This is a genomic window from Paraburkholderia mimosarum LMG 23256 = NBRC 106338 (genome assembly GCF_000739815.1).
In the GTDB taxonomy this organism is placed as follows: Bacteria; Pseudomonadota; Gammaproteobacteria; order Burkholderiales; family Burkholderiaceae; genus Paraburkholderia; species Paraburkholderia mimosarum.
In genome coordinates this window covers 126,935-151,040 of the sequence record NZ_BBJJ01000018.1, presented here as the reverse complement: position 1 = coordinate 151,040, position 24,106 = coordinate 126,935, and the positions used below count along the sequence as shown (strand labels likewise).

22 protein-coding genes and 1 pseudogene are annotated in these 24,106 nt (G+C 66.2%); 11 read left to right on the top strand and 12 right to left on the bottom strand.

The window, feature by feature from the left end; translation table 11 throughout:
• Window positions 1–291 precede the first annotated feature (291 nt).
• Window positions 292–453 (top strand): annotated as a pseudogene (locus BMI01S_RS15925) (methyl-accepting chemotaxis protein); the annotation flags it as partial.
• Between the two features lie 154 nt (window positions 454–607).
• Here the strand turns inward: BMI01S_RS15925 and BMI01S_RS15920 are convergent.
• Complete coding sequence (locus tag BMI01S_RS15920) at window positions 608–1,243, bottom strand: LysE family translocator (protein ID WP_028231033.1); 636 nt, start codon at window positions 1,241–1,243, stop codon at window positions 608–610.
• 367 nt (window positions 1,244–1,610) lie between these two features.
• On the opposite strand from BMI01S_RS15920, the gene BMI01S_RS15915 reads away from it, so the two are divergent.
• Window positions 1,611–1,835, top strand: a complete 225-nt coding sequence (locus tag BMI01S_RS15915; RefSeq protein WP_028213901.1) for a hypothetical protein — start codon at window positions 1,611–1,613, stop codon at window positions 1,833–1,835.
• 323 nt (window positions 1,836–2,158) lie between these two features.
• Here the strand turns inward: BMI01S_RS15915 and BMI01S_RS15910 are convergent, their stop codons facing one another.
• Window positions 2,159–3,025 carry an aldo/keto reductase family oxidoreductase gene (locus BMI01S_RS15910; protein WP_028231032.1) on the bottom strand — a complete coding sequence of 289 codons (867 nt, stop codon included), beginning with the start codon at window positions 3,023–3,025 and terminating at the stop codon, window positions 2,159–2,161.
• 130 nt (window positions 3,026–3,155) lie between these two features.
• On the opposite strand from BMI01S_RS15910, the gene BMI01S_RS15905 reads away from it, so the two are divergent.
• Window positions 3,156–4,079, top strand: a complete 924-nt coding sequence (locus tag BMI01S_RS15905; protein ID WP_028231031.1) for a LysR substrate-binding domain-containing protein — start codon at window positions 3,156–3,158, stop codon at window positions 4,077–4,079.
• 32 nt (window positions 4,080–4,111) lie between these two features.
• On the opposite strand, the gene BMI01S_RS15900 is transcribed toward BMI01S_RS15905, so the two are convergent.
• Window positions 4,112–4,621: a GAF domain-containing protein gene (locus BMI01S_RS15900; protein WP_255217802.1), complete on the bottom strand. Its 510-nt coding sequence runs from the start codon at window positions 4,619–4,621 to the stop codon at window positions 4,112–4,114.
• A 290-nt stretch (window positions 4,622–4,911) separates the two neighbouring features.
• On the opposite strand from BMI01S_RS15900, the gene BMI01S_RS15895 reads away from it, so the two are divergent.
• Entirely contained in the window at window positions 4,912–5,991 is a 1,080-nt protein-coding gene (locus BMI01S_RS15895) for a tartrate dehydrogenase (RefSeq protein WP_028231029.1), read from the top strand.
• A 5-nt stretch (window positions 5,992–5,996) separates the two neighbouring features.
• A complete protein-coding gene (locus tag BMI01S_RS15890; protein ID WP_042289793.1) occupies window positions 5,997–6,959 on the top strand; it encodes a LysR substrate-binding domain-containing protein in 963 nt (320 codons plus the stop codon).
• A 62-nt stretch (window positions 6,960–7,021) separates the two neighbouring features.
• On the opposite strand, the gene BMI01S_RS15885 is transcribed toward BMI01S_RS15890, so the two are convergent.
• Window positions 7,022–7,291: a hypothetical protein gene (locus BMI01S_RS15885; protein WP_028212798.1), complete on the bottom strand. Its 270-nt coding sequence runs from the start codon at window positions 7,289–7,291 to the stop codon at window positions 7,022–7,024.
• Between the two features lie 132 nt (window positions 7,292–7,423).
• Between BMI01S_RS15885 and BMI01S_RS15880 the strand changes: the two genes are divergently transcribed.
• Both BMI01S_RS15880 and BMI01S_RS15875 read left to right on the top strand, forming a co-directional pair.
• Window positions 7,424–8,041, top strand: a complete 618-nt coding sequence (locus BMI01S_RS15880) for an HAD family hydrolase (protein WP_028231027.1) — start codon at window positions 7,424–7,426, stop codon at window positions 8,039–8,041.
• Between the two features lie 141 nt (window positions 8,042–8,182).
• The gene (locus BMI01S_RS15875) at window positions 8,183–8,860 is read left to right on the top strand and encodes a DUF4410 domain-containing protein (RefSeq protein WP_036044996.1); all 678 of its coding nucleotides are present in this window, start codon (window positions 8,183–8,185) and stop codon (window positions 8,858–8,860) included.
• A gap of 25 nt (window positions 8,861–8,885) precedes the next feature.
• Here BMI01S_RS15875 and BMI01S_RS15870 read toward each other — a convergent pair whose 3' ends face one another.
• The 4 genes from BMI01S_RS15870 to BMI01S_RS15855 form a co-directional block, all read right to left on the bottom strand.
• Window positions 8,886–9,590, bottom strand: coding sequence for a glutathione S-transferase N-terminal domain-containing protein (locus tag BMI01S_RS15870; RefSeq protein WP_028212795.1), 705 nt, complete (start codon window positions 9,588–9,590; stop codon window positions 8,886–8,888).
• 119 nt (window positions 9,591–9,709) lie between these two features.
• Window positions 9,710–10,021 (bottom strand): cupin domain-containing protein, encoded by a 312-nt coding sequence (locus BMI01S_RS15865; protein ID WP_028231026.1) that lies wholly within the window; start codon window positions 10,019–10,021, stop codon window positions 9,710–9,712.
• Between the two features lie 158 nt (window positions 10,022–10,179).
• The gene (locus BMI01S_RS15860) at window positions 10,180–10,902 is read right to left on the bottom strand and encodes a dienelactone hydrolase family protein (RefSeq protein WP_028212793.1); all 723 of its coding nucleotides are present in this window, start codon (window positions 10,900–10,902) and stop codon (window positions 10,180–10,182) included.
• Between the two features lie 85 nt (window positions 10,903–10,987).
• A complete protein-coding gene (locus tag BMI01S_RS15855; protein ID WP_028212792.1) occupies window positions 10,988–11,407 on the bottom strand; it encodes a secondary thiamine-phosphate synthase enzyme YjbQ in 420 nt (139 codons plus the stop codon).
• 293 nt (window positions 11,408–11,700) lie between these two features.
• On the opposite strand from BMI01S_RS15855, the gene BMI01S_RS15850 reads away from it, so the two are divergent.
• Complete coding sequence (locus BMI01S_RS15850; protein WP_028212791.1) at window positions 11,701–12,351, top strand: oxygen-insensitive NAD(P)H-dependent nitroreductase NfsB; 651 nt, start codon at window positions 11,701–11,703, stop codon at window positions 12,349–12,351.
• Window positions 12,352–12,373: 22 nt separating this feature from the next.
• Complete coding sequence (locus tag BMI01S_RS15845; protein WP_028212790.1) at window positions 12,374–12,829, top strand: PACE efflux transporter; 456 nt, start codon at window positions 12,374–12,376, stop codon at window positions 12,827–12,829.
• 13 nt (window positions 12,830–12,842) lie between these two features.
• Here BMI01S_RS15845 and BMI01S_RS15840 read toward each other — a convergent pair whose 3' ends face one another.
• The 4 genes from BMI01S_RS15840 to BMI01S_RS15825 form a co-directional block, all read right to left on the bottom strand.
• A complete protein-coding gene (locus tag BMI01S_RS15840; RefSeq protein ID WP_407669019.1) occupies window positions 12,843–14,342 on the bottom strand; it encodes an efflux transporter outer membrane subunit in 1,500 nt (499 codons plus the stop codon).
• A 116-nt stretch (window positions 14,343–14,458) separates the two neighbouring features.
• Window positions 14,459–17,782: an efflux RND transporter permease subunit gene (locus BMI01S_RS15835; protein WP_028231024.1), complete on the bottom strand. Its 3,324-nt coding sequence runs from the start codon at window positions 17,780–17,782 to the stop codon at window positions 14,459–14,461.
• Window positions 17,779–20,910: an efflux RND transporter permease subunit gene (locus BMI01S_RS15830; protein WP_028231023.1), complete on the bottom strand. Its 3,132-nt coding sequence runs from the start codon at window positions 20,908–20,910 to the stop codon at window positions 17,779–17,781. Before BMI01S_RS15830 ends, BMI01S_RS15835 begins: the two co-directional genes overlap by 4 nt.
• An 18-nt stretch (window positions 20,911–20,928) precedes the next feature.
• Window positions 20,929–22,254, bottom strand: coding sequence for an efflux RND transporter periplasmic adaptor subunit (locus BMI01S_RS15825; protein ID WP_042289789.1), 1,326 nt, complete (start codon window positions 22,252–22,254; stop codon window positions 20,929–20,931).
• A gap of 513 nt (window positions 22,255–22,767) precedes the next feature.
• Between BMI01S_RS15825 and BMI01S_RS15820 the strand changes: the two genes are divergently transcribed.
• Entirely contained in the window at window positions 22,768–23,547 is a 780-nt protein-coding gene (locus tag BMI01S_RS15820) for an ABC transporter substrate-binding protein (RefSeq protein WP_028212787.1), read from the top strand.
• A gap of 173 nt (window positions 23,548–23,720) precedes the next feature.
• Window positions 23,721–23,933, top strand: a complete 213-nt coding sequence (locus tag BMI01S_RS15815) for a hypothetical protein (protein WP_036044971.1) — start codon at window positions 23,721–23,723, stop codon at window positions 23,931–23,933.
• The last annotated feature ends 173 nt before the right edge of the window (window positions 23,934–24,106 follow it).

Genomic DNA, 24,106 nt, shown 5'->3' with positions numbered 1-24,106 from the left:
GAACAGTTACGGAAATGGCATCGAAGGGCGCGCTCGCTTTGTGCTACGGCCATGTCGAAATTGTCTCAATGGACGTCCTCAAGTCATTTGATGAGTAATTCGAAGCAAGCTTGACTGCGCCATACTGGACTCGCTCCGCCGAGCGAACGCCTGGCGGTTCGAGCCTTACACGCTTGATGCGAGCCGCGCACATTGACCTGCATAGTCAGAGGGTAAAGGCAGCGAGCGGTGGTCTCCGTCAAGGAGACGCACTCCGCCATCGGAGTCGACGTTCGGTTACGGAAGCGGAGTATCGCGTTTCAGACCAACATCCTCGCGCTGAACGCTGCAGTCGAAGCCGCGCGCGCGGGTGGGCAGGGACGCGGCTTCGCAGTTGTCGCATCCGAAGTGCGATTGCTCGCGCAGCGCTCTTCGTCGGCATCGAAAGAGATCCGTGATCTCATACAGGACTCCGTCACACCGGAGGTCTCTCTCGGATAGGCAAAGCGTTGGAATCCGCTGCCGGACCGTGCCACCAAATTAATCTGGCCTTGGATAATCGCCCTGACCTTCGGGCTCAATTCGCTAATCGGTTTGTTCTGAAGCGATGCGTCGAACGGATAGCCTCCTATTCGCGCAGCAAGGCCATCATCGCGCCGAAGCCCACGAACACGCCGCCCGTTACGCGATTGAACGCTTTCGCCACGCGCCGGCTCTTGAGCGTTGCGCCGATGCGCGTGCCGAACCCGGCGTAGACGAGATACCAGCTCACCTCGCAAACGGCGAAAGTCGCGACGAGCACCCCGAACTGCGGCAGCACGGGGCGGCTTGCGTCGATGAACTGAGGCAGGAGCGCGGCGGCGAAGAGAATCGCCTTCGGGTTGCTGCCGCCGACGAAAAAGCCGTTGCGATAAAGCGCGAGCGGCGAGCGCACGGGGCGTGCGGCCACGCGCTCCGCCACATCGGCGGCGGCTTCCTGCACCGGTGCGAACCATGCCTTGATGCCCAGATAGACGAGGTACGCCGCCCCGATGAAGCGCAGCGCGTTGAACATCGTCGGCCAGGCTTGCAGGAACACGCCGAGCCCTGCAGCCGAGACGGCCAGCATCGACACGAGCGCGGAAAGGCACCCGGCCATGGTCGCGCTCGTGCGGCGCAGTCCGTACTGCGCGCCATGCGACATGATGAGCAACATATTGGGGCCAGGGATGGCGCAGACGACGAAGACAGTGACGAGAAAAAGCCACCAGGTATGCAGACTCATTGCGGCAATGAATGAACGAGGACAGGGGAATGCGATTATGCCAGCGGACGAAAGAGCCAGGCGGCACGCACGGGCGGAAAGGGAACCGCGGCGGGATAAAAGAAAAGCCCGCAACGATGGCGGGCTTGAACCATGCCAGTTGGAGACATGGAGGAGACAAACCCATTATAGTCAAACGATTGATGCAGAGCAAAAAATCTTCACCGGCTCAATCGTCAACTCCGTCAGATTAATGAGTTTGTGATTGCTGGCGCCATCGCACAGGCACACAATGAGGCGGCAGCGCGCGCTCCATCGAAGGCGCGGCGCACGGGAGGCGAGCCCTCGCCTCGTGAGCCCGGAGCTGAGTTCAACTGGAGGGATGAAAATGGGCATTCTGGACAAAGTGGGTGAAATCGCCGGTGCGGTGGCCGCCGTGGAAGGCGCCGAGAAGCTCGACCCGAACGCGGGCTTCCTGACGAAAGCGGCTGCCGCCGTCGCTGGCTTCGAAGGGGCGAAAGCGGTCGAGGAGCTAGTCGAGAAGAAGGAAGAGGAAAAGCCCGCCGAAGACAACACCGCGCAGCCCGCGGATGGGTCGGATCAGCAGACGTGAAGGACTCGCGGAGCGCATGGCGCGTTCCGCTAAATACGTCGCTTGATACGTCGCTTGATACGTGATTGGCAGTCCTTATCCGCGAAAGCCGCAGCAAACCAGCTGCGGCTTTCTCATTTGGACGTGACGTTTGCCTTTCCGCTCAAGGGCCGGATCGACGGTGGCATCGCGCGATTGTGAAACCAGGCGCGGCGATACACACGCCGTTCCGGCGCGCGGCGGCCCAGCGCCGACCATCAGGGCGCCGCGCCGGCGGAGGTGGCCTGGCCACGCGTCGCCCGAGGGGGGCGTGCTGGCCGATTCCGCCGCAGCCTGCGGTGCTGTCACCGCCCGATTGCGTCGAGTGCGGCGAGCACGTCGTCGGCGAGTTCGAGCTGCGCGGCCGCCACGTTCTCGCGCAAGTGCGCCACCGACGAGGTGCCCGGGATCAGCAGGATGTTGGGCGAGCGCCGCAGCAGCCACGCGAGCGCGAGCGCCATGGGCGTGACGCCAAGGCGGCCGGAGAGCGACGAAAGCGCCGCCGACTGGATCGGCGTAAAACCGCCCAGCGGAAAGAACGGCACGTAGGCGATGCCCTGCGCGGCCAGCGTGTCGATGAGCGCGTCGTCGTCGCGGTGCACGAGGTTGTAGTGGTTCTGCACGCAGACGATGGGCACGATGCGCCGTGCCGCCGCGATTTGCGCGGCAGTGGCGTTCGACAGGCCGACCTCGCGCACGAGGCCGCGCTCGCGCAGTGCGGCCAGCGTCTCGACCTGCTTTTCCACCGGCCCTTCGGATGGCTTGTGGACGTCGCCCATGATGCGCAGGTTCACCACGTCGAGTACGTCGAGGCCCAGGTTGCGCAGGTTGTCGTGCACGGCGCGCTCGATGTCGGCCGGTTCCAGCGCGGGCAGCCACGCGCCCTTGTCGTCGCGCACGGCGCCCACCTTCGTGACGATCGTGAGGTTTGGCGCATAGGGGTGCAGCGCCTCGCGGATGATCTGATTCGTCACGTGCGGGCCGTAGAAGTCGCTCGTGTCGATGTGATCGACGCCTAGCGCGAGCGCTTCGCGCAGCACGGCGACAGCCGCCGCCCGGTCTTTCGGCGGCCCGAACACCCCCGGGCCGGCCAGCTGCATGGCGCCGTAGCCCATGCGGTTCACCTGGCGGCCAGCCAGCTCATAGGTGCTCGTGGGTTTGCGATTCGGCATTGCGTTCTCCTCGGAAAAGCGAATGCACGCAGTATGGGCGCGTCCGAATTGTCCGATAATCCCGTCTGATCAGAACAGGCTGTGCATGATTTCGAACAATGCATTCGAGCAGTAAAGGGGCGCAGAGACGATGGAAATGAATGACCTGGCCGCTTTCGTTTCGGTGGCGCGAGCGGGTGGTTTTCGCGACGCCGCGCGCGCGGGCGGCGTGTCGGCGTCGAGCCTGAGCACGGCGGTGCGGCGGCTCGAGGCGAAGCTCGGGCTGCGCCTGCTGAACCGCACGACGCGCAGCGTCGCGCCGACCGAGGCTGGGCAGCGCCTGCTCGAGTCCATCGCGCCGCTCTTCAGCGAGATGGAAGCGGCGCTCGACGTGCTCAACGGCTACCGCGAAAAGCCCGCGGGCACGCTCAAGCTCAACGTGCCCGCGAGCGCGGCGCGCACCATTCTGCCGGGCGTGCTCGCGCCGTTCCATCGCGCGTATCCCGAGATCCGCGTGGAAGTGGTGGTGGAGGACGGTTTCGTCGATGTGCTGCAGATCGGCTGCGACGCCGGCATCCGTTACGACGAGCGGCTCGAGCAGGACATGATCGCGATCCCCATCGGGCCGCGCGTGGAACGCTTTGCGACGGCGGCCGCGCCCGCGTATCTCGCGGCGCGCGGACGGCCACAACATCCGCGCGAACTGCTCGGGCATGCCTGCCTGCGCGTGCAGTTCGCGGGCGGCGCCATGCCGCTGTGGCACTTCGAGCGCGACGGCGAGCTGTTGCGCCTCGATCCGCCCGCGCCGCTCGTCGTGCGCCCCGGCGCCGCGCTCGATCTGCTGATCGCCATGGCGCTCGACGGCATCGGCATCGTGCACCTGTATGAGGAGATGCTGCTGCCGCATATCGAGCGCGGCGCGCTCGTGCCCGTGCTCGACGGCTGGGCGATGTCGTTTCCCGGGCCGTTTCTCTACTATCCGGGACGGCGGCACTTGCCTGCGCCGCTGCGCGCGTTCGTCGACTTCGTCAAGGCGCAATCGGCCGATGCCGACAGCGATGATTCGGCATCCTGAATGATGGCGTGCGCGTGGCTGGAAGCCTCGCGTTATCCGCGCTTCAACCCGTATTCGATGAAGGTGCGGCACAGCAATTCCATGCCTTTTGCGTCCTCTTCGTCGAAGCGCGCGAGATGCGGGCTGTCAACGTCCCATACGCCGATCAGCTCGCCGTCCGGCGTCACGAGCGGCACGACGATTTCCGAGCGCGAAGCCGAGTCGCAGGCGATATGGCCGGGAAACGCGTGGACGTCGGGCACGACCTGGGTTCGCAGCGTGGCGGCCGCCGTGCCGCATACGCCTTTGCCGAGCGCAATGCGCACACACGCCGGCTTGCCCTGAAACGGCCCGACCACGAGTTCGGTGCCGTCGAACGAATAAAAGCCCGCCCAGTTCAGGCCTTCGAGCGAGTGGAACACGAGGGAAGCGAAGTTGGCCGCGTTCGCGATCGCGTCGCTTTCCCCTTCGATCAGCGAGCGTGCCTGAGCGGCGAGCGTTTCGTAGAGGGCGGGTTTGTCGGTGGGAAGCGTGTCGGAGAGCGAGAACATAAGTCGGTCGATCAGGGAATGCGCCGGGCAGGAGGACGGCGTGGTGGGCCAGCCGTGAGTTTATGCGAGATCGGGGATGGCGGGGGCCGCTTCGTCTGGCTGGCTGCGCTTGCGTCGCATGCATGGACTGGGGCGCGCACTCATGGGATTATTCACGTTTCGTGTTGAATCGATCCACGCTCGCGGGCGTGGTGGCGGCCGGGTTTTCAGGCATGCTGGCGCTCATGAGGCGTGGGGCGGCTATGGGTAAAGGGCGGCCCGCGCCGCCGATCGAGCAACCGCAGAGCAATGGAGAACGAGACATGAGCAAGACATTCAGAATCGCAGCGATTCCCGGCGACGGCATTGGCCAGGAAGTGACGCCCGAGGGCGTACGCGTCATCGAGGCCGCAGCCGCGAAATTCGGCCTGAGCCTCGAATTCACGCATTTCGACTGGGCCAGCTGCGATTACTACCTGCAGCACGGCAAGATGATGCCCGACGACTGGTTCGCCACGCTCAAGAGTTTCGACGCGATCTATTTCGGCGCGGTGGGCTGGCCCGACAAGGTGCCCGACCATATTTCCCTGTGGGGCTCACTCCTGAAATTCCGCCGCGATTTCGACCAGTACGTGAACCTGCGCCCGGTGCGCCTGCTGCCGGGCGTGCCTTGCCCGCTCGCCAACCGCAAGCCCGGCGACATCGACTTCCTCGTGGTGCGCGAAAACACCGAGGGCGAGTACAGCTCGGTGGGCGGCAAAATGTTCGAAGGCACCGAGCGCGAATTCGTGCTGCAGGAGTCGGTGTTCACGCGCCACGGCGTGGACCGCATTCTCAAGTACGCGTTCGAGCTGGCGAACCAGCGCGGGCGCAAGAAGCTCACGGCGGCGACGAAGTCCAACGGCATCTCGATCAGCATGCCGTACTGGGACGAGCGCGTGGCCGCGATGGGCGAGGCGTATCCCGACGTGAAGTGGGACAAGCAGCACATCGATATTCTCTGCGCGCGCTTCGTGCTGCAACCCGATCGCTTCGACGTGGTCGTGGCCTCGAACCTCTTCGGCGACATCCTTTCGGATCTCGGTCCTGCGTGCACGGGCACGATCGGTCTCGCGGCGTCGGCGAACCTGAACCCCGAGCGCAGGTTCCCGTCGCTGTTCGAGCCGGTGCACGGCTCCGCGCCCGACATCTTCGGCAAGAAGATCGCCAACCCCATCGCGATGATCTGGTCGGGCGCGATGATGCTCGACTTCCTCGGCAACGGCGATGCGCAATACCAGGCTGCGCACGACGCGATCATGCGGGCCATCGAGAAGGTGCTCGTGGAAGGCCCGCGCACGCCCGACATGGGCGGCACGGCGAACACGACGGAACTCGGCGTCGCCGTGGCAGCCGCTCTGTGACGAACATGCCGGACACCCCGAAAGCGCCGAAATCCGCGGCATCGCCCGAACTCGACGATCTGCGCGTGTTCTGCATGGTCGCGCGCAAGGCGAGCTTCAGCGCGGCGGCCGAGGCGCTTTCGGCCTCGCCGGCTTATGTGAGCAAGCGCGTGGGCGTGCTCGAGGCGCGCCTCGGCACGCGTCTGCTGCACCGCTCGACGCGGCGCGTCGCCATGACCGAGGCGGGCGAGCGCGTCTACGCATCGGCGGGCAAGATCCTCGACGACATCGAGCGGCTCGTGGAAGACGTCTCCACGACGCGGCGCATCCCGCGCGGCACGCTGCGCGTGTCGAGCAGCTTCGGCTTTGGGCGCAACTTCGTCGCGCCCGCGCTCGCGGGTCTGTCCGAGCGCTATCCGCAACTGAGCGTGCGGCTCGAGCTGTTCGACCGGCTCGTGGACGTGGCGGGTGAGGGTTTCGACCTGGACGTGCGCATCGGCGACGAGATCGCCGGCCATCTGATCGCGCGGCGTCTCGCCACGAACTACCGCGTGCTATGCGCGGCACCCGCGTATCTCGCGCGGCGCGGCGCGCCGCAGGAGGTCGCCGATCTTGCCGGGCATGCGTGTCTCGCGATCAAGGAGCGCGATCATCCGCTCGGCGTATGGCGCCTCTATGCGCATGGCGAAGCGGTGTCCGTGAAGGTGGCGGGGCCGCTCTCGACCAATCACGGCGAGGTGGCGGTGCAATGGGCGCTGGCGGGGCGCGGCATCGTGCTGCGCTCGATGTGGGATGTCGCGCCGCTGCTGGAGAGCGGACGGCTGCAGCGCGTGCTGCCCGGCGTCACGCAGCCGGCCAACGTCTGGGCCGTGTATCCGGCGCGGCTCGCGCAGTCGGCGAAAGTGCGCGTGTGCGTGAATCATCTGGAGGAAACGTTCGCGCGCATCGGCATTGCCGCGCCTGCGAACGAGGACGGAAGCGAGCGCTGATCCGAACCTGAACGAGGGCGGGCCTGAGCGGCCCGCATTTCCTTGCGTTCAGCGCGAAGGCGTCAGTCGTTGTCGGGGCTGTCGGGGCGCTCGAGTGCCTTGCGCTCGCGCCGTTCCTCGTTGCCGCGCCGGGCGCGCATGCGCTGGCGCGAAAGTACCGTGATGATTTGTCCGGTGGTGGCGTCGGCGGGGATTTCGTTGCGGATCACGTTCGCCACCATCGGCAGCCCCTTGCGCTGGCGGCGCAGCGCCTGCGCGATCGCCTGGCGGCACGCTGGCCCGTGGCAATCCCATTCGTCGCGCAGTTTTCCGCAGTAACGGCAGGTTTCCATGCGGTCCAGTTTACCCGGATTCGCATGATGGTTTCGGGGCATGATCGCGGCGCGCCGCTCGTGCGCCGGTCGCTGCGTGGCGGCGGTATGATCTGCGGCAGACAGTTGGACCTTTCGTGACGGGAGCGGCAGATGACGGCGATCGGCGTGGTGCTGTTCGACATGGAAGGCGTGCTGTCCCACTACGACCGCGACGCGCGCGTGGCGAGCCTCGCGGCCGCCACCGGCGCGCCGCCCGCGACCGTGCGCCACGCGATCTGGGGCTCGGGCCTCGAAGCGCGCGCCGACGCGGGCGAACTCGACCCCGACGCCTACCTGCAAGCGCTCGGCGCCATGCTCGGCTGCGAGGTGGATCGCGAGTTGTGGCTCGCCTCGCGGCGCGCCTCGATCACGCCGAACGAGGCGGCGCTCGCGCTGGCGCAGCGTGTGGCCGAGCGTTGCCGCATCGCCGTGCTCACCAACAACAGCTCGCTCGTCACACATCATCTCGACTATCTGAACCCGCCGGTCGCCCGGCTTTTCGGTTCGCAGATCTATTCATCGGCGGCGTACGGCGCGATCAAGCCGGCGGCGCAGACTTACCTTGGCTGTGTCGCGCACATCGGCGCGCGGCCGCAGGAAACGCTCTTTATCGACGACAGCGAAGCAAACGTGACGGGCGCGCTCGACGCGGGCCTGCAAGCGTGCCGCTTTGTCGATGCCGACGCGCTCGCGCGCGATCTCGCGCGGCTCGGACTAATCGATGGTTGATGCAGTCGTGCTGTTCTCGGGCAATTTCGATTCGCACGCCTGAACGAACTGCGATCGCGCTCAATGCAGGGGAAGACCGTTGACCGCCAAAACGCCGTGGCACGCGTGAACGGACTTCCGGCGAACATACGGGAGCTTGCGATGAAAATGCGCTGGAACTGGAGCCTGCTCGCGACGCTATGGCTGTGCGCCTTGACGCCGCTCGCCTCGGCGCAACCGTTGGGTGCTTCCGGGGCGCAGGGCGCGCCGCTCGTCTATGTGACGGATTTCGAGCTGGAACCGGGCAGCGTGAAGCTGGATACGAATCCGGTGGAGAACGCGCGGCAGCACGCGGGCGGACTGCTTCCGAGGCCGTTCCAGCGCCACCGGGATCCGCAGCAGAAGGCGGACGAAATCGTCACCAAAATGGCCGATGCGCTGGTGAACGATCTGCGCGCGAAGGGCCTCGATGCGCGGCGCCTCGCGAACGGCGCGCCGCTGCCCGCGCAGGGCTGGCTGGTACGCGGCGTGTTCCTGAGCGTGGACGAAGGCAACAGCATGCGGCGCGCGGTGGTGGGCTTCGGCGCGGGCGCGAGCCAGATCGAGCTGGCCGTCGCCGTCGACGATCTCGCTGGCCAGGCGCCGCAGCCGCTCTATCAGGTGATCGACAGCGCGTCCAGCCACGCAAAGCCGGGCGCGGGTGCAGCCATTGCGTTGAACCCTTATGTGGCGGCGGCAAAGTTCGTGCTCGCTCGCGCCGACGACCGCAAGAACGTCGACCGCGCGGCGGCCGAGGTGGCCGACGCGGTCGCGGCGCGCGTGGGCGCGCCGCAGCATTGACGCGCTCCCGTGCGCCGTGCGCGCGTCAGCCGCGCGCCGGAATGTTGAGCCCGCGCTCGACCGCCGGCCGCGCGAGAAACGCTTTCAGCACGCGTGCGACGTTCTTGAAGTCGCCGTAGCCCACGAGATCGCCGGCCTCGTAGAAGCCAACAAGGTTGCGCACCCAACCAAATGTCGCGATGTCGGCGATGGTGTAGTCGTCGCCCATGATCCACTGGCGCCCTTCAAGACGCTGGTCGAGCACGCCGAGAAGGCGCCGCGACTCCGCGACATAACGATCGCGCGGGCGCTTGTCCTCGTATTCCTTGCCGGCGAACTTGTGGAAGAAGCCCACCTGCCCGAACATCGGGCCGATGCCGCCCATCTGGAACATGACCCACTGGATCGTCTCGTAGCGCGCCGCGCCTTCGCGGGCGAGGAACTTGCCGCACTTGTCGGCGAGATAGATGAGGATCGCACCCGACTCGAAGAGCGCGAGCGGCTCGCCGTCCGGGCCGTTCGGGTCGAGGATCGCGGGAATCTTGTTGTTGGGGCTGATCGAGAGGAATTCGGGCGACATCTGGTCATTCGTGTCGAAGCGCACCAGATGCGGCTCGTAGGCGAGGCCGCTTTCCTCCAGCATGATCGAGACCTTGACGCCGTTGGGCGTGGGCAGCGAGTAGAGCTGGATGCGCTCGGGATGTTGCGCGGGCCACTTTCGGGTGATGGGAAACGCGGAAAGGTCGTTCATGCAGGATCCTTGAAAGCCTTCAGGGCCGCGACGGCCGCGCCTGAAAGACGGGAACGGTAGCTGGCCGCCAAGTGTAGTGGAAACGGCGGCTGCCGTGTTTTGGGCCCGAGTGTCGACGCTTACACGCTCCCTTCGCGCTCCACGACGAGAATGCGCGACTCGCCGCGCGGGTGGGCGACATGCTCGCAGCCCACGCCCGCGTAGAAGACGTCGCCGGCCTCCAGCACCGCGACCTGCTCCGTGCAGCCATCGCGATAGTGCATGTCGACCACGCCGTCGAGCACGGCGAACACTTCCTCGCCGTCGTTGACGTGCCACTTGTATGGCTGGTCGGTCCAGTGCAGGCGCACGGTGGTGCCGTTCATGCTGGCGATGTCGAGCGCGCCCCAGGGGCGGCTGGCGATGAAGGATTTCGAGCGGATGACTTTCATGGCTTGATGAGCTTGCCCGCGAGGTTGACGTCGTTCACGCTTCGCGAGGGCACGACGAGGACGAGGGCGCTGCAATGCAAAACGGCGTCCCCCGCGCAAGGTGGGGCGACGCCGATCCTGTGACGGCCCCGCGCGCGGGCGCGGGGCCGCGTCTCGCCTTAGCTCGCCGTGCGCTGCGGCCACAGCGTGCGGCCCCAGAACGTCAGCGAACGGTCCCAGGCGAGCTGCGCCCACACCGGGTCGTATTGCGTGATGGCAATGCGCGTCGGGCCCACGGCGGTCTCGTTCGCGAACGCGTGGTGGGCGAGATAGCGATGGAATTCAAAATCGACGTTGGCATCCTCGAGCTTCGTTTCGAGCGTCGCCACGGTCTCGATGCTGAAGGCCTGGTCCTGGGTCGCGAAGTGGCCGAGGATCGGCGCGGTGATCTTGCTCGCGTCGATGTATTCGAGCGGCGGGAAGCCGTACCACACCACGGCGCCCGCCAGGCCCGGGATCATGGTCGTCGCGAGCAGCGTGAGCGCGCCGCCCATGCAGTAGCCCGTCACACCCACGCGGTCCGTGAGCGTCTTCAGGTAGTTGACCGCGCCGAATACGTCCTGCGAGGCGGCATCCGCGAAGTCGAGGCCACTCATCAGATGGTGCGCCTCCTCCTGTTCGACCGTGCTCTTGCCGCGATAGAGATCGGGCACGAGCGCGAGATAGCCCGCCTGCGCGAGCCGGTCGGCCACGCCGCGAATCTGGTCGTTCAAGCCCCACCACTCCTGGATCACGACGATGGCGGGCGCGCCTTCGCTCTTTTCCGGCCTGGCGAGATAACCCTGGAGCGACTGGCCGTCAGGGCGGGTGAAGGAAATCATGGAACCGGCAGACTGTTTCATTTGGGGCAACCCTCGGTGAGCTGGTTGAACGAAAGCCGTAGCATAGCGCTTGCCTGCGGGATTTGCGTGGATGCGCGAACCGCGCTCATTCGCCGATCAGATGCAGCACGACATCGCGCGTGTGCGCCGCGCGCCGATGCTCGAACAGATAGATGCCCTGCCAGGTGCCCAGCACGGGATGGCCTTGCTCGACCGGAATCGAGAGCTGCGTGTGCGTGAGCGCCGTGCGCAGATGCGCGGGCATATCGTCGGCGCCTTCTGTGTCGTGCTCGTAGCGCTGGGCGTCTTCGGGCGCGATCGCTTCGAAGTAGCGTTCGAGGTCGCGGCGCACCGAGGGATCGGCGTTCTCCTGGATCAGCAGCGAGGCCGACGTGTGGCGGCAAAAGAGCGTGAGCAGGCCGGTGGCGATGCGCTGCTCGCGCACGAACGCGCGCACCTGGGCGCTGATGTCGACGAGCCCGCGCGTGCGCGTGCTGACGTGCAGATGATGGATGGCCTGACGCATGGTCGATTCTCCAGGGCGGGCCGCGTTGCGCGGAAAGGGGGCGGCGAGGTGCGGCCGGCGAGGTGCGGCCGGCTAGGTGCGGCCGACCAGGTGCGGCCGACCAGGTGCGGTCCGCCCCGCGCCGCGGCAGCGTACCAGCATAGCGCAGGCAAGCAGGGCGCGCAGGGCGTTCCCGCCGCCGGCGCACCCGCGCCGCGCCGCGTGCTGGTACGATGTCGGCCTTGCCGGACATTGATGCCGACGGCGGCTAACCGCCCCAGCAAACCGGCCATGGACACGATGGAGAAAACGACTTGAACCTCACCCGTTTCGCGAAAGCCCGCCACGCAACGAAGGCCTTCGACCCCGCCCGCAAGATTCCTGCCGCCGTCATCGAAGAGCTCAAGGAGCTGATCCGCTTCAGCCCCTCTTCAGTGAATTCGCAGCCGTGGCACTTCGTGCTGGCCGAAAGCGATGCCGCGCGTGCGCGCATTGCCAAGGGCATGGAAGGTTTCGCGTACAACGAACCGAAGGTGACGCGCGCCTCGCACGTGCTGGTGCTGTGCGTGCGCACCGACATGAACGAAGCCCACCTCGCGCAAGTGCTGGCCCAGGAAGAGGCGGACGGCCGTTTCGCCAACGCCGAAGCGAAGGCGGGCCAGGAAAAGACGCGTTCGTTCTACGTGAACCTGCATCGCGAGCGCAAGGACCTGCCGGCGTGGATGGAAAAGCAGGCGTATCTCGCGCTCGGCACGCTGCTGATCGGCGCGTCGACGCTCGAAATCGACGCCTGCCCGATGGAAGGTTTCGATGTCGATGCGCTCGACGCGGAGCTGGGCCTGCGCGAGCAGGGCCTCACCGCGCTCGTGGTGATCGGCCTCGGCTATCGCAGCGCCGACGACTTCAACGCGAAACTGCCCAAGTCGCGTCTGCCCGCGGCTGCGGTGTTCACCGAGCTGGGCTGATTCTCGCAGGGAGCGCCAGCCCATGCAGGGCATCAAACGCCGGATCGTGTATCTCACGCTGTTCGAGGGCATTGCGATCGTCATCACCGGCACGAGCTTCGCCACGCTCTCGGGCAGCGGCATGGATCGTGCCGGCGCCGCTGCGGTGTTTTCGTCGCTGATCGCGGTGGGCTGGAACTTCGTCTACAACCTGTTGTTCGAGCGCTGGGAAGCGCGTCAGGCGAAGCGCGGCCGCGGCGTCGCGCGCCGCATTGCGCATGCCGTGGGCTTCGAGGGCGGGCTCGTATTGTTCCTCGTCCCGCTGATCGCGTTCACGCTGCGCGTGTCGCTGCTAGAGGCGCTTGGATTGGACATCGGCCTGACGGTGTTCTTTCTCGTCTATACCTACGTGTACAACTTGATCTTCGATACCGTGTTCGGGCTACCGGCCTCCGCCATGCCGCTCGCTTCCGGGCCGGAATCGAAACCGCGAGCGTAGGCCGGGCCGCAGGTCAAGGACTGGCGGCGGCGCCCTGCGCGCGGCTGGCCTCCACGCTCGCCGGGGCGCCCATGCTTGCGCCGGCCGCCGCCGCTTCGGAGGCAGGCGCGACCGCACGAGACGGATGCTGCGCGTCGTGCAGCGCGCCGGACCACCCGCCGCCCAGGTCGCCGATCAGCGAGGCGGTGTCGAGCAGCCGCTGCTGCTGCACGTTGAGCGCGCTCTGCTCATTGGTCAGCTGCGTGGCGAGGGCCGTCGCGACCGTCGTGTAGTCCACCGTTCCCGCCTCGTATTCGTTCTGCGCGATCTGCGCGCCGCGCGTCGCGTCGCGCACCGCGGCGTCGAGCACCTCGGCCTGCTGCGCGAGAATGCGCAGCCCCGAGAGATCGTTCTCCACCCCCTGGAACGCCGTCAGCACCGTGCCGCGATAGTGTGCCACGGCTGCGTCGTAGCTCGCGCGCGCGGCCGCCACCTGGCCGCTGCGCTGGCCGCCGTCGAAGATCGTCTGCGTCGCGCTCGCGCCGAGCGACCACACGTAGTTGCTCATATGCAGGAGGCCCGAAATCGGCGACTGCGTGAAGCCGTCGAGCGCCGTGAGCGAGATCGTCGGATAGTAGGCGGCCACTGCCACGCCGATTGCCGCGTTGGCCGACGCCATCTGGCGCTCGGCGGTCGAGATGTCTGGGCGGCGCTGCAGCAGCGTGGAGGGTACGCCGGCGGGCACCGTGGGCAGCGCCGGCAGCTTCGTGCTATGCGGGATATCGACTTCCCCGGGGTTGCGACCCACCAGCACGGCGATGGCATGCTCGTACTGCGCCCGCGCCACGCCCAGTGCGATCAGGCTCGCGCGCGCGGATTCGAGCTGCGTGCGCGCGGAAATGAGGTCGGACGGTGGTACCGTTCCTGCCTGGTCCTGGTTGGCCACCACGCGCAGGAAGTCCGTGTACGCCTGCACCGTATGCGTGAGCAGGTCGATGTCGGCATCGGTGATGCGCAGGTTGATCACGGCGTTGGCGAGCGCGATCTGTTCGGACAACGTAGCGTTGGCGAGCGTCGCTTCGCTCGCCTGCGCCGTGGCCGACTGCTCTTCGACCTGGCGGCGCACCTGGCCCCAGAGGTCGATGTCCCAGCTCGCGTTGGCTTCGAGTGTGCCGCCATTGACGATGCGCGCGCCGCTCGGCGTGGAGGTGATGCTGCTCACGCTGCTGAGCGTGCCGGTGGAGGAGCGCTCGCGCGCGAGGGAGCCGGTCACGCCGATGACCGGAAAGAGGCTCGCGCGCGCCACGCGCACTTCGGCCAGCGCTTGCTGGTAATTCGCGTAGCTCTGCCGCACGGTCTGGTTCGACACCTGGACGAGCGGTTCCAGTTCATCGAGCAGCGGATCCTGGAAGGCGGTCCACCATTCGCCCTTGGGGCCCTGCGCGGCATCGGGCTCGGCCTGGGTCCAGCCGGGCAGCTCCTTCCAGGTGGCGGGCACCGCGACCTGGGGCCGATGGTAGTCCGGCCCGACCATGCAGCCCGCGAGCAGCAGCGCGGCGGAAAGTGGCGCGAGCGGCGGCACGCGCGAGCGCGTGCTTGCGGCGGCGGGAACGAGCATTCGCGTGAGCGATCGGGTAAGGCGTGTCTTCATCATGATGCGCTCTCATCGGCCTGACGATTCCACGGCAGGCGCGCGGCCCAGCGCGCGAGGCGCGCGCGCAGGCGGTCGAGGAACAGGTAAATCACCGGCGTGGTGTACAGCGTGAAGAGCTGGCTCAGGATCAGGCCGCCCATCACCGTCACGCCGAGCGGCTGGCGCAGGGAGGCGCCCTGGCCGATGCCGATGGCGAGCGGCAGCGCGCCGAGCACGGCCGCGAAGGTCGTCATCATGATCGGGCGCAGGCGTACCACGGCGGCCTCGTGAATCGCGCTGCGCGCGTCCATGCCTTCGTTGCGTTGCAGCTGAATGGCGACATCGACCATCATGATGCCGTTCTTCTTCACGATGCCGATGAGCAGAATGATGCCGATCATCGCGATTACGGAGAACGGCGTGCCGAAGATCAGCATGGCAAGGATCGCGCCTATGCCGGCCGAAGGCAGCGTGGAGAGGATCGTGAGCGGGTGGATGGTGTTTTCGTAGAGCACGCCCAGCACGATATACACCACGGCGAGCGCGGCGAGAATGAGCAGCGGCACGGTGCCCATCGATTGCGCGTAGGCCTGCGCCGCGCCCGCGAACGCACCGTGGATCGAGGCAGGCATGCCGATGTCGCGTTTGGCCTGATCGATGATCCTGCCGGCGTCGGAGAGCGAACCGCCCTTGGGCAGATTGAACGAAATCGTGCCCGCCACTTCCGTGCCCTGGTGATTGACCTGCGTGGCCGTGTGCCGCGTTTTCCAGTCCATGAGCGCCATGAGCGGCACCATGGTTTCGGCGGCCGTGCTGTCCGCGCTGCCGCTGGAGCTGCCGCCCTTGCTGTTCGCAATCGCGTTGTTCTGCTGGTTGGCCACGGCGTTGGCATTGCGCGTGTTGGTGTTGCTGCCTGTCGTGGTTGGGGGGGGCGGGGTGGTCACGGCCATGAAAGGCGTGACGCCCGAGATCACGCTTTGCGGCATCTGCGTTTGCGCGGCGCCGCTCGCGTTGCCCGCCGCGGTGCTCAGCCAGATCTGCTCGAACGATTGCGGAAACTGCCAGTATTGCGGCGCCACTTCCATGACGACGAAGTACTGGTTGATCGCGTTGTAGATGGTCGACACCGTCCGCTGGCCGAATGCGTCATAGAGCACGTTGTCGATCTGGTTGGGATCGAAGCCGAAGCGCTTGGCGGTCGTGCGCTGCACCGTCATGTAGGCCTCGAGACCATTTTGCTGCAGGTCCGAATTCACGTCCGTCATCTGGCCACGGTGTTTGTTCAGCTCGTCCACGAGGCGCGGCACCCAGGTGAAAAGGGCATTGGCGTCGTCGCTCGTGAGCGTGTACTGATACTCGGCCGCCGACTGCCGGCCGCCGATCTGCAGGTCCTGCTGCGCCTGCATGAAAAGGCGTGCGCCGGAAACCCCATTGAGCTTGGGGCGCAGCCGGTTCACGACCTCGGTGGCCGAAAGGCGCCGCTCATTGATCGGCTTCAGCTCGACGAACACCGTGGCCGTATTGAGCGCGCGCCCGCCCGTGAAGCCCGCCACGGACTGCACCGCAGGATCGGCCTTCACGATGGCCTGCAACTGGGCGAGCTTCTTCTCCATCGCCCTGAACGAAATGCTCTGGTCGGCGATGATCTGGCCGATCAGGATGCCCGTGTCCTGCTCGGGAAAAAACGTGCCGGAAAGCAGACGGGCAAGAAACACATTGCCGACCAGCAGCGCGAACAAAATGAAGATCGTGAGCCGCGCGTGATCGAGCGCGACGTCGAGTGTGCGCGAGTAGAACTGCTTGAAGCGCTCGAATTGCGCCTCGATCCATACGGCGGCGCGCGAAGGCTTGCGATGCAGCGCCTCGCGCTTGAGCACGTAGGCGCACATGGTGGGCGTGACCGTGAGCGAAATCACGAGCGAGATCAGGATCGCGATGGAGAGCGTCATCGCGAACTCGTGAAAGAGCAGGCCCACGATGCCCGGCATGAGCAGAATGGGCAGGAACACGGCAATCAGCGAAAGGCTCATGGAGAGCACCGTGAAGCCCACTTCGCCCGCGCCTTTGAGCGCCGCTTCCTTTGGTTCCATGCCGGCTTCGAGGTGGCGCACGATGTTCTCCAGCACCACCACGGCGTCGTCCACGACGAAGCCGGTGCCGATCGTGAGCGCCATGAGCGAGAGATTGTCGATGCTGTAGCCGAGCAGGTACATCGGCCCGAAGGTGCCCACGATGGAAAGCGGCAGCGCCACGGCGGGAATTAGCGTGGCGCGCGGCGAGAGCAGGAACACGAACACCACGCCGATCACGAGCAGCACGGCAATGAAGAGCGTGCGCTCGGTGTCGGCCACGGAAGCGCGCACGGATTCGGAGCGGTCGATCGCCACGTTCACCTTGATCGTGGCGGGCAGCGCGGCTTCGATGAAGGGCAGGCGCGCCTGGATCTGCTGCACGGTCTTCACGACGTTGCTGCCCGGCATCGGGTAGACGATCACCAGCACGGACGACTGGCCGTTGTAGAGACCGGCGTTGCGGATGTTCTCGTTGGAGTCGATGACCGAAGCCACGTCGCCCAGGAACACGGGCGAGCCGTTGCGATAGGCGATCACGATGTCGCGGAACGGCGCGGCCTTGCTGATCTGGTCGTTCGAGAGCACCTGGTAGCGCTGGTTGCCCTGGTCGATATGGCCTTTCGCGCTGTTCGCATTGGCCGCGCCAATCGACGCGCGCACGTCTTCGAGGCCGATGCCGTAGCTGTTGAGCTTGCCTGGCGCCAGCTCCACGCGCACCGAGGGCAGTGCGCCGCCGCCGAGCGTGATCTGGCCCACCCCGTCCACCTGCGAGAGCTGCTGCATGATGACCGAATCGGCGGAATCGTAGAGCTGCGCCTTCGTGAGCGTTTCCGAGGTGAGCGCGAGCACCATGATCGGCGCGCTCGCGGGGTTGTACTGGCGGTAGGTCGGGTTGCTGCGCAGCGTGACGGGCAGGTCGGCGCGCGCGGCCTGGATCGCGGCTTCGACGTCGCGCGCCGCACCGTTGATGTCGCGCTTCAGGCCGAACACGACCACGATGATCGACGATCCCGTGTTGCTGATCGAGGTGAGCTGGCTCACGTCGGCAATGGTGCCGAGGCGGCGCTCGAGCGGCTCCGCCACGGTGGACGCCATGATGTCCGGGCTCGCGCCCGCCATGTTGGCCTGTACCACGATCACCGGATAGGCGATGTTGGGCAGCGGCGCCACTGGCAGCCGGAAAAAGGCGAGCATCCCCGAAATGAGGATCGCGATCGCGAGCAGCGAGGTCGCGACGGGCCGCCGGATGAAGAGCGCCGAGGGGTTCACGGCGTGCCCTCGGGCTCGGGCGGCGCGCCGCCGCGCTCGCTTTCAGGCTTGCGCTTGCGGCCGAAGCGCTCGGCGAGGCGGTCGAAGAACAGATAGATCACGGGCGTCGTGAAGAGCGTGAGCATCTGCGAGAGCGTGAGACCGCCGATGATCGCGAGGCCTAGCGGGCGGCGCAGTTCCGAGCCCGTGCCGCTGCCGAGCAGCATGGGCAGCGCGCCGAGCATGGCCGCGAGCGTGGTCATGAGGATGGGCCGGAAACGCAGGAGCGACGCCTCGAAGATTGCCTCGCGCGGCGCTTTGCCTTGCACGCGTTCGGCTTCTAGCGCGAAGTCCACCATCATGATGGCGTTCTTCTTGACGATACCGATCAGCAGCACGATGCCGATGATGCCGATCACGTCCAGATCCTTGCCCGCGATCATCAGCGCGAGCAGCGCACCGATGCCGGCCGAGGGCAGCGTCGAGAGGATCGTGACCGGGTGCACATAGCTCTCGTAGAGCACGCCCAGCACGATATACACGGCCACGAGCGCTGCGATCAGCAAATAGCCCTCGCTGGTGAGCGAATCCTCGAACGCCTGCGCCGCGCCCTGGAACGACGAGGTGATCGAGGGCGGCAGGTTCACGGCGGCCTCGGCCCTGCGCACGTCGCGCACGGCCGCGGAAAGCGAGGCGCCGTCGGCGAGGTTGAAGGAGATCGTCACCGAGGGGAATTGCGCGAGGTGGCTGATCATGAGCGGCGAGCGCGTGATGCTGATCTTCGCGATGCCCTTGAGCGGCACCTGGCCCTCGCTGCTCGTCTGGCTCGGCAGATAGAGGTCGCCGAGCGACTCCACCGTGGGCAGCGCCTCGGGCTTCGCCACGAGAATCACGCGGTACTGGTCCGACTGCTGGAAGATGGTCGAAACGATGCGCTGGCCGAGCGCGTCGTAAAGCGCGTTGTCGATCGTCGCCGCCGTGATGCCGAAGCGCGCCGCGAGTTGCCGGTTCACTTCGATATTCACGGAAAGACCATCGGTGTTGAGATCGCTCGTGACATCGCGGATCGAGGAAATCTGCTTCATGCGCTCGACGAGCGCGGGCACGTACTGCTGGAACGCTTCCTGGCTCGGCCCGCGCAGCACGAAGTTGTACTGGTTGCGCGAAACCGTGGTGTCGAGCGTGAGATCCTGCTCGGGCTGCACGTAGAGGCGGACGCCCGGCACCTTCGCCACCGACTGCTGGATGCGCCGCCCGATTGCGTCCGCCGTTTCGGAGCGGTCGTCGTGCGGCTTCAGGTTGATGAGGAAGCGCCCGTTGTTGAGCGTGTTGTTGATGCCGTCGATGCCCACGTACGAGGTCAGCGAAACGACGTCGGGGTCCTTGAGGATTTCCTCCGCGAGCGCGGACTGGCGCCGCACCATCGCCTGGTAGGAGATGGAGTTGTCGGCCACGCTGATGCCCTGGAGCACACCCACGTCCTGCACGGGGAACAGTCCCTTGGGAATGACCACATAGAGCAGGCCGGTGAGCACGACGGTCACCACGAAAACGATGAGCGTGAGCATCTGGTGATCGAGCACCCAGCGCAGGCCTCGCTCATAGGCGTTGAGCGTCTTGTTGAAGAGGCCTTCGCTGATGCGCTCGAAGCGGCTCGGGTGGCGCTCGGCCCGGGCGCGCAGGATGCGCGCGCACAGCATCGGCACGACGGTGAGCGAGACCACGGCGGAAAGCACGATGGTCACGGCGAGCGTGACGGCGAACTCGCTGAAGAGACGCCCGATCACGCCGCCCATGAAGAGCAGCGGAATCAGCACGGCAATGAGCGAGATCGTCAGCGAAAGAATCGTGAAGCCGATCTGGCCCGCGCCCTTGAGCGCCGCCTGCAAGGGTTTGTCGCCTTCCTCGAGATAACGCACGATGTTCTCGATCATCACGATCGAGTCGTCCACCACGAAGCCCGTGGCGATGATGAGCGCCATCAGCGAGAGATTGTCGATCGAGTAGCCCAGCTCGTACATGATCGCGAGCGTGCCGATCAGCGAGACCGGCACCGAGATGCTCGGAATGATGGTGGCGGGCAGGTTGCGCAGGAACACGAAGATCACCGCCACGACGAGGGCCACGGCGAGCACCAGCTCGAAGGCGGCGTCGCTCACCGAAGCGCGGATCACGCCCACGCTGTTCGAGACCACCGTGACCTGCATGCCCGCGGGCAGCGCCGCTTCGAGCTGCGGCAACTGGCTCGTGATCTGGTTGACGGTCGCGATCACGTTCGCGCCCGGCTGGCGCTGCACGTTCAGCACGATCGCGGGCGTCTTGTTGTACCAGGCGCCGCGCTCCACGTCCTGAGCGGCGGTGGAAACGCTCGCCACGTCGCGCATGAACACGGGCGAGCCGTTCTGGTAGGCGATGACCGTATCTTCGTAGTCCTTTGGATCCGAAATCTGGTCGTTGGAATTGATCGTGTAGTTCAGCTCGGGGCCGTCGAAGTTGCCTTTCGGGTTGCTCACGTTGACGTTGGCGAGCAGCGTGCGCAGGTCGTCGAGATTGAGGCCGTAGGCGGCGAGCTTGCGCGGGTCCGCCTCCACGCGCACGGCGGGCACGTTGCCGCCCGCGGTGGTGACGAGGCCCACGCCCGGCACTTCGGAAATCTTGGTGGCGAGGCGGTTGTTGGCCGCGTCCTGCAACTGCGTGAGCGACATCGACTTCGACGTGATAGCCAGCGTGAGAATGGGCTGGTCGGCCGGGTTGACCTTGGCGTAGGTCGGCGGCGCGGGCAAGCCGCTCGGCAGGAAGCTGTTGGCCGCGTTGATGGCCTGCTGCACGTTCTGTTCGGCGATATCGAGGCTCAGCGACAAGTCGAATTGCAGTGTGATGATCGAAGCGCCCTCGGAGCTGTACGAGATCATCTGCTGCAGGCCGGGGATTTCGCCGAGTTGCACTTCGAGCGGCGCCGTGACCGTGGTCGCCATTACGTTCGGGCTCGCGCCCGGATAGAAGGTCTGCACCTGGATGGTGGGATAGTCAACCGCCGGCAGCGAGGAAACCGGCAGGAACTTCATCGCGACGAGGCCGATCAGCACCATCGCGATCATCAGGAGCGAAGTCGCCACCGGCCGCAGGATGAAGAGGCGCGAAATATTCATCGGCGCGGGGTCCGGGTCCTAGCCGGCCTGCGAGGCCGCGGCGCTCGCGTCGGAGGCGTTCGGCGCCGTGGCGCCTGGCGCGCTGGCCGTGCCGGGCGCATTGTCGTGATGCGGCGCGCTCCCGGCGCCTGCCGCGCCCGCGTGGGTGGCGGGCCTCGGCACCGCGGGCTGGATCTTCGCGCCGTCGTTGAGGCGGTCGAGGCCGTCGGTCACGACATGCTGGCCGGCCTGCAGGCCAGCGGCGATCACGGTGTAGCGGCCGTCGCTAGGCCCGAGCGTGACCTTGTGGACCGACACCGTGTTGTCGGCGTTCACGAGGTACACGTAGTCTCCCGGGGCACCGGTCTGCACCGCCGGCGTGGGCACGAGCACGGCGTTCCGGAGGGTGTCGACGAGCAGCTTGACGTTGACGAACTCGTTGGGAAAGAGCGCCTCGTCGTCGTTGGGCACGCTCGCGCGCAGCGTGACCGTCCCGGTGGCCGTGGCCATCTGGTTGCTGAGCGCGAAGAGCGTGCCGGTGGCGATCTGGCGCGTGTTGTCGCTGCTGTAGACGCTCACCGGCAGTTTCGCGCCCGCGTTGACGCGCTCCAGCACGCTGCCGAGCGCCGTTTGCGGAATGGCGAACTGCACGGTGGTGGGCTTCATCGTCGTGATGACGGCAATGCCGGTCGAGCTGGTCGACGTCACGTAGTTGCCCGGGTCGACGAGCCGCAGGCCCACCCGGCCCGACACCGGCGCGGTGATGCGGCAGTAGATGAGATCGAGTTCGAAGAGCCGCACGTTGGCCTTGTCGGCCTGCACCGCGGCTTCATACTGCATGACAAGAAACTTCTGGTCCGTGTAGGTCTGCTCGGCGATCGACTGCTTCTCTTTCAACTGCGTGTAGCGCGCGAGATCGGCGCGCGCCTGGGCAAGCAGCGCCTGGTCCTTGGCGAGCTGCGCGAGCGCCTGTTCCTTGCTGATCTCGTACTGGCGCGGATCGATCTGCGCAAGGAACTGCCCCTTCACGACGTCCTGGCCTTCCTTGTACCCCACCTCGGTGAGGTAGCCGCTGATTTGCGGCAGCACCGTGATCGTCGCGATGGGCGTGACGGTGCCGAGCGCGCTGAGCGTCACGGGCATGGGGCCGAGCGTCGCGGCGGCCACGGTGACGACCTGAGGCGCGGCGCCATGCTCGGGCTTCTTGTTGCGCACGACATGCACGATAACGAGCGCGATCAGCACGATCACCACGATGGCGAGAATGAGCGTGACGCGCCTGCGGCGCTTCGGCGTGAGCGGCGGCGGTGCAGCGGGCGGCGGGGGTGGCTCGGGCGAAGGTTGCGTCTGCGGGACGTCGCTCATGCCTGTCTCCGGGAGATCGAACCGCCGCGTGCGGCGGCGCGGCTCATGCACGAAAACGATGAAGACTGAAACCATGCCGGCGCGCACGGCGGCTGGGACGCCGCGCTATGCTGCCGGTGACTGTCGGGTCGCTGCATACGGATTCTCTTGATTGTTATGCCGTCGAAGCCGGGCGTTGCCGCGCAGCAAGGCCCGAGACTCGCAGTCTACCCAACTAAGTGCATCAATTTCGAAACGTTGGTGAATTGAAAGGTTTTCGCGTGTTACAGCGCGCGGCGCCGGTGATCCGCCGTTACACAGCGAAAGCCGCGAGAAAGGCACCCTGGCATTTATCCGTACGTAGTTTTGGAGACTCGACGCCCGGATTCTGACCTGATACCTTGCGCGGCGCAGATGCACCGCGACGTCGATCACGTTCGCGGGGCGACGCGACCGGACCGTCCGCGGCGCTAGTGAGCCGTCGCGGTGCGGACCGGGCTCACCACCCTATACCCAGAACCAAGGGGGAAACCCATGAAAAAGATGTTTGCAGCCGTGTCCGTCGCCTTGTTCGCCGCAACCGCCGCCTCCGGCGCGTTCGCGGCAGATACCATTCGATTCGGTGTCGATGCGAGCTATCCGCCGTTCGAATCGAAAGCGCCTGATGGCAAGCTGGTCGGCTTCGACATCGACCTCGGCAACGAGATCTGCCACCGTCTGGACGCGAAGTGCGTGTGGATCGAGAACGATTTCGACGGCATGATTCCGGCGCTGAAGGCGCGCAAGTTCGACGGCGTGCTCTCTTCGATGTCGATGACACCCGCGCGTGAAGAGCAGATCGCGTTCTCGGCGAAGCTGTTCAACACCCCCACGCGCCTCGTCGCGAAGACGGGCTCGGGCATCAAGCCGACTGCCGAATCGCTCAAGGGTAAGCGCGTCGGCGTCGAGCAGGGCACGATCCAGGAAGCCTATGCGAAGGCCCACTGGGCGACGGCCGGCGTCGAGGTGGTCCCGTACCAGAATCAGGACCAGGTCTATCAGGACCTGCTGGCCGGGCGTGTGGACGCGGCGCTGCAAGACGCCGTGCAGGCCGACATCGGCTTCCTGAAGACGCCGCGCGGCAAGGGCTTCAGCTTCGCGGGCGGTGATCTCGAGGACCCGGCGACGCTCGGCAGCGGTGCCGGCATCGGCCTGCGCAAGGAGGACACGGCGCTGAAGACGAAGATCGACGGCGCGATCGCCGGCATGATCAAGGACGGCACGTACAAGAAGATCGAGAAGAAGTACTTCGATTTCGACGTGTATGGGAAGTAAAGAGCAGTAACTGACGCGCACGGCGCGGGTGCGGATGACTCGCGCTCGCGTCGTGCCGCTGTCAATGCCGCCGTTGTGCCGCCGTTCTGCAATACATTGCAGAAATGCTTGTTTGCGTGCGAGCGCCTCACTGTCTAGATTGGAGGTGTTCAATGCATCGCAAGGAGCACGCAATGTCCAGGCTGTCGATGCCGACGTGGTTCGCGCGACACGTGCTCGCGCGCGGCCGCGTTCATTTGCCGCGCAGCGTGCACGCTGACGCGCCGCTAGCCACACGCGAACCGGAGCAGCTCGAACGGATCGCCACCTATGCACGGGCTGGTTACTTCAATATGGCCTATACGCCCGATATGTTTCCGCTCGTCGGCGATCTGCCGCCGCACTGAGCCCCGCATCGTATCGACCCTCTTGCGACTGCGCCGTGCCGTTGCGGCACGACGAGCGCTGAGCGGTGAACCTCTGCACCCGCATCGCGCTCGAAGCGGCGTGGCACCACGCAAGCCAGCGCGGCTAATGCCGCGCGTTTCTGCGCGCGGCGACACCTACGGGTAATATGGGG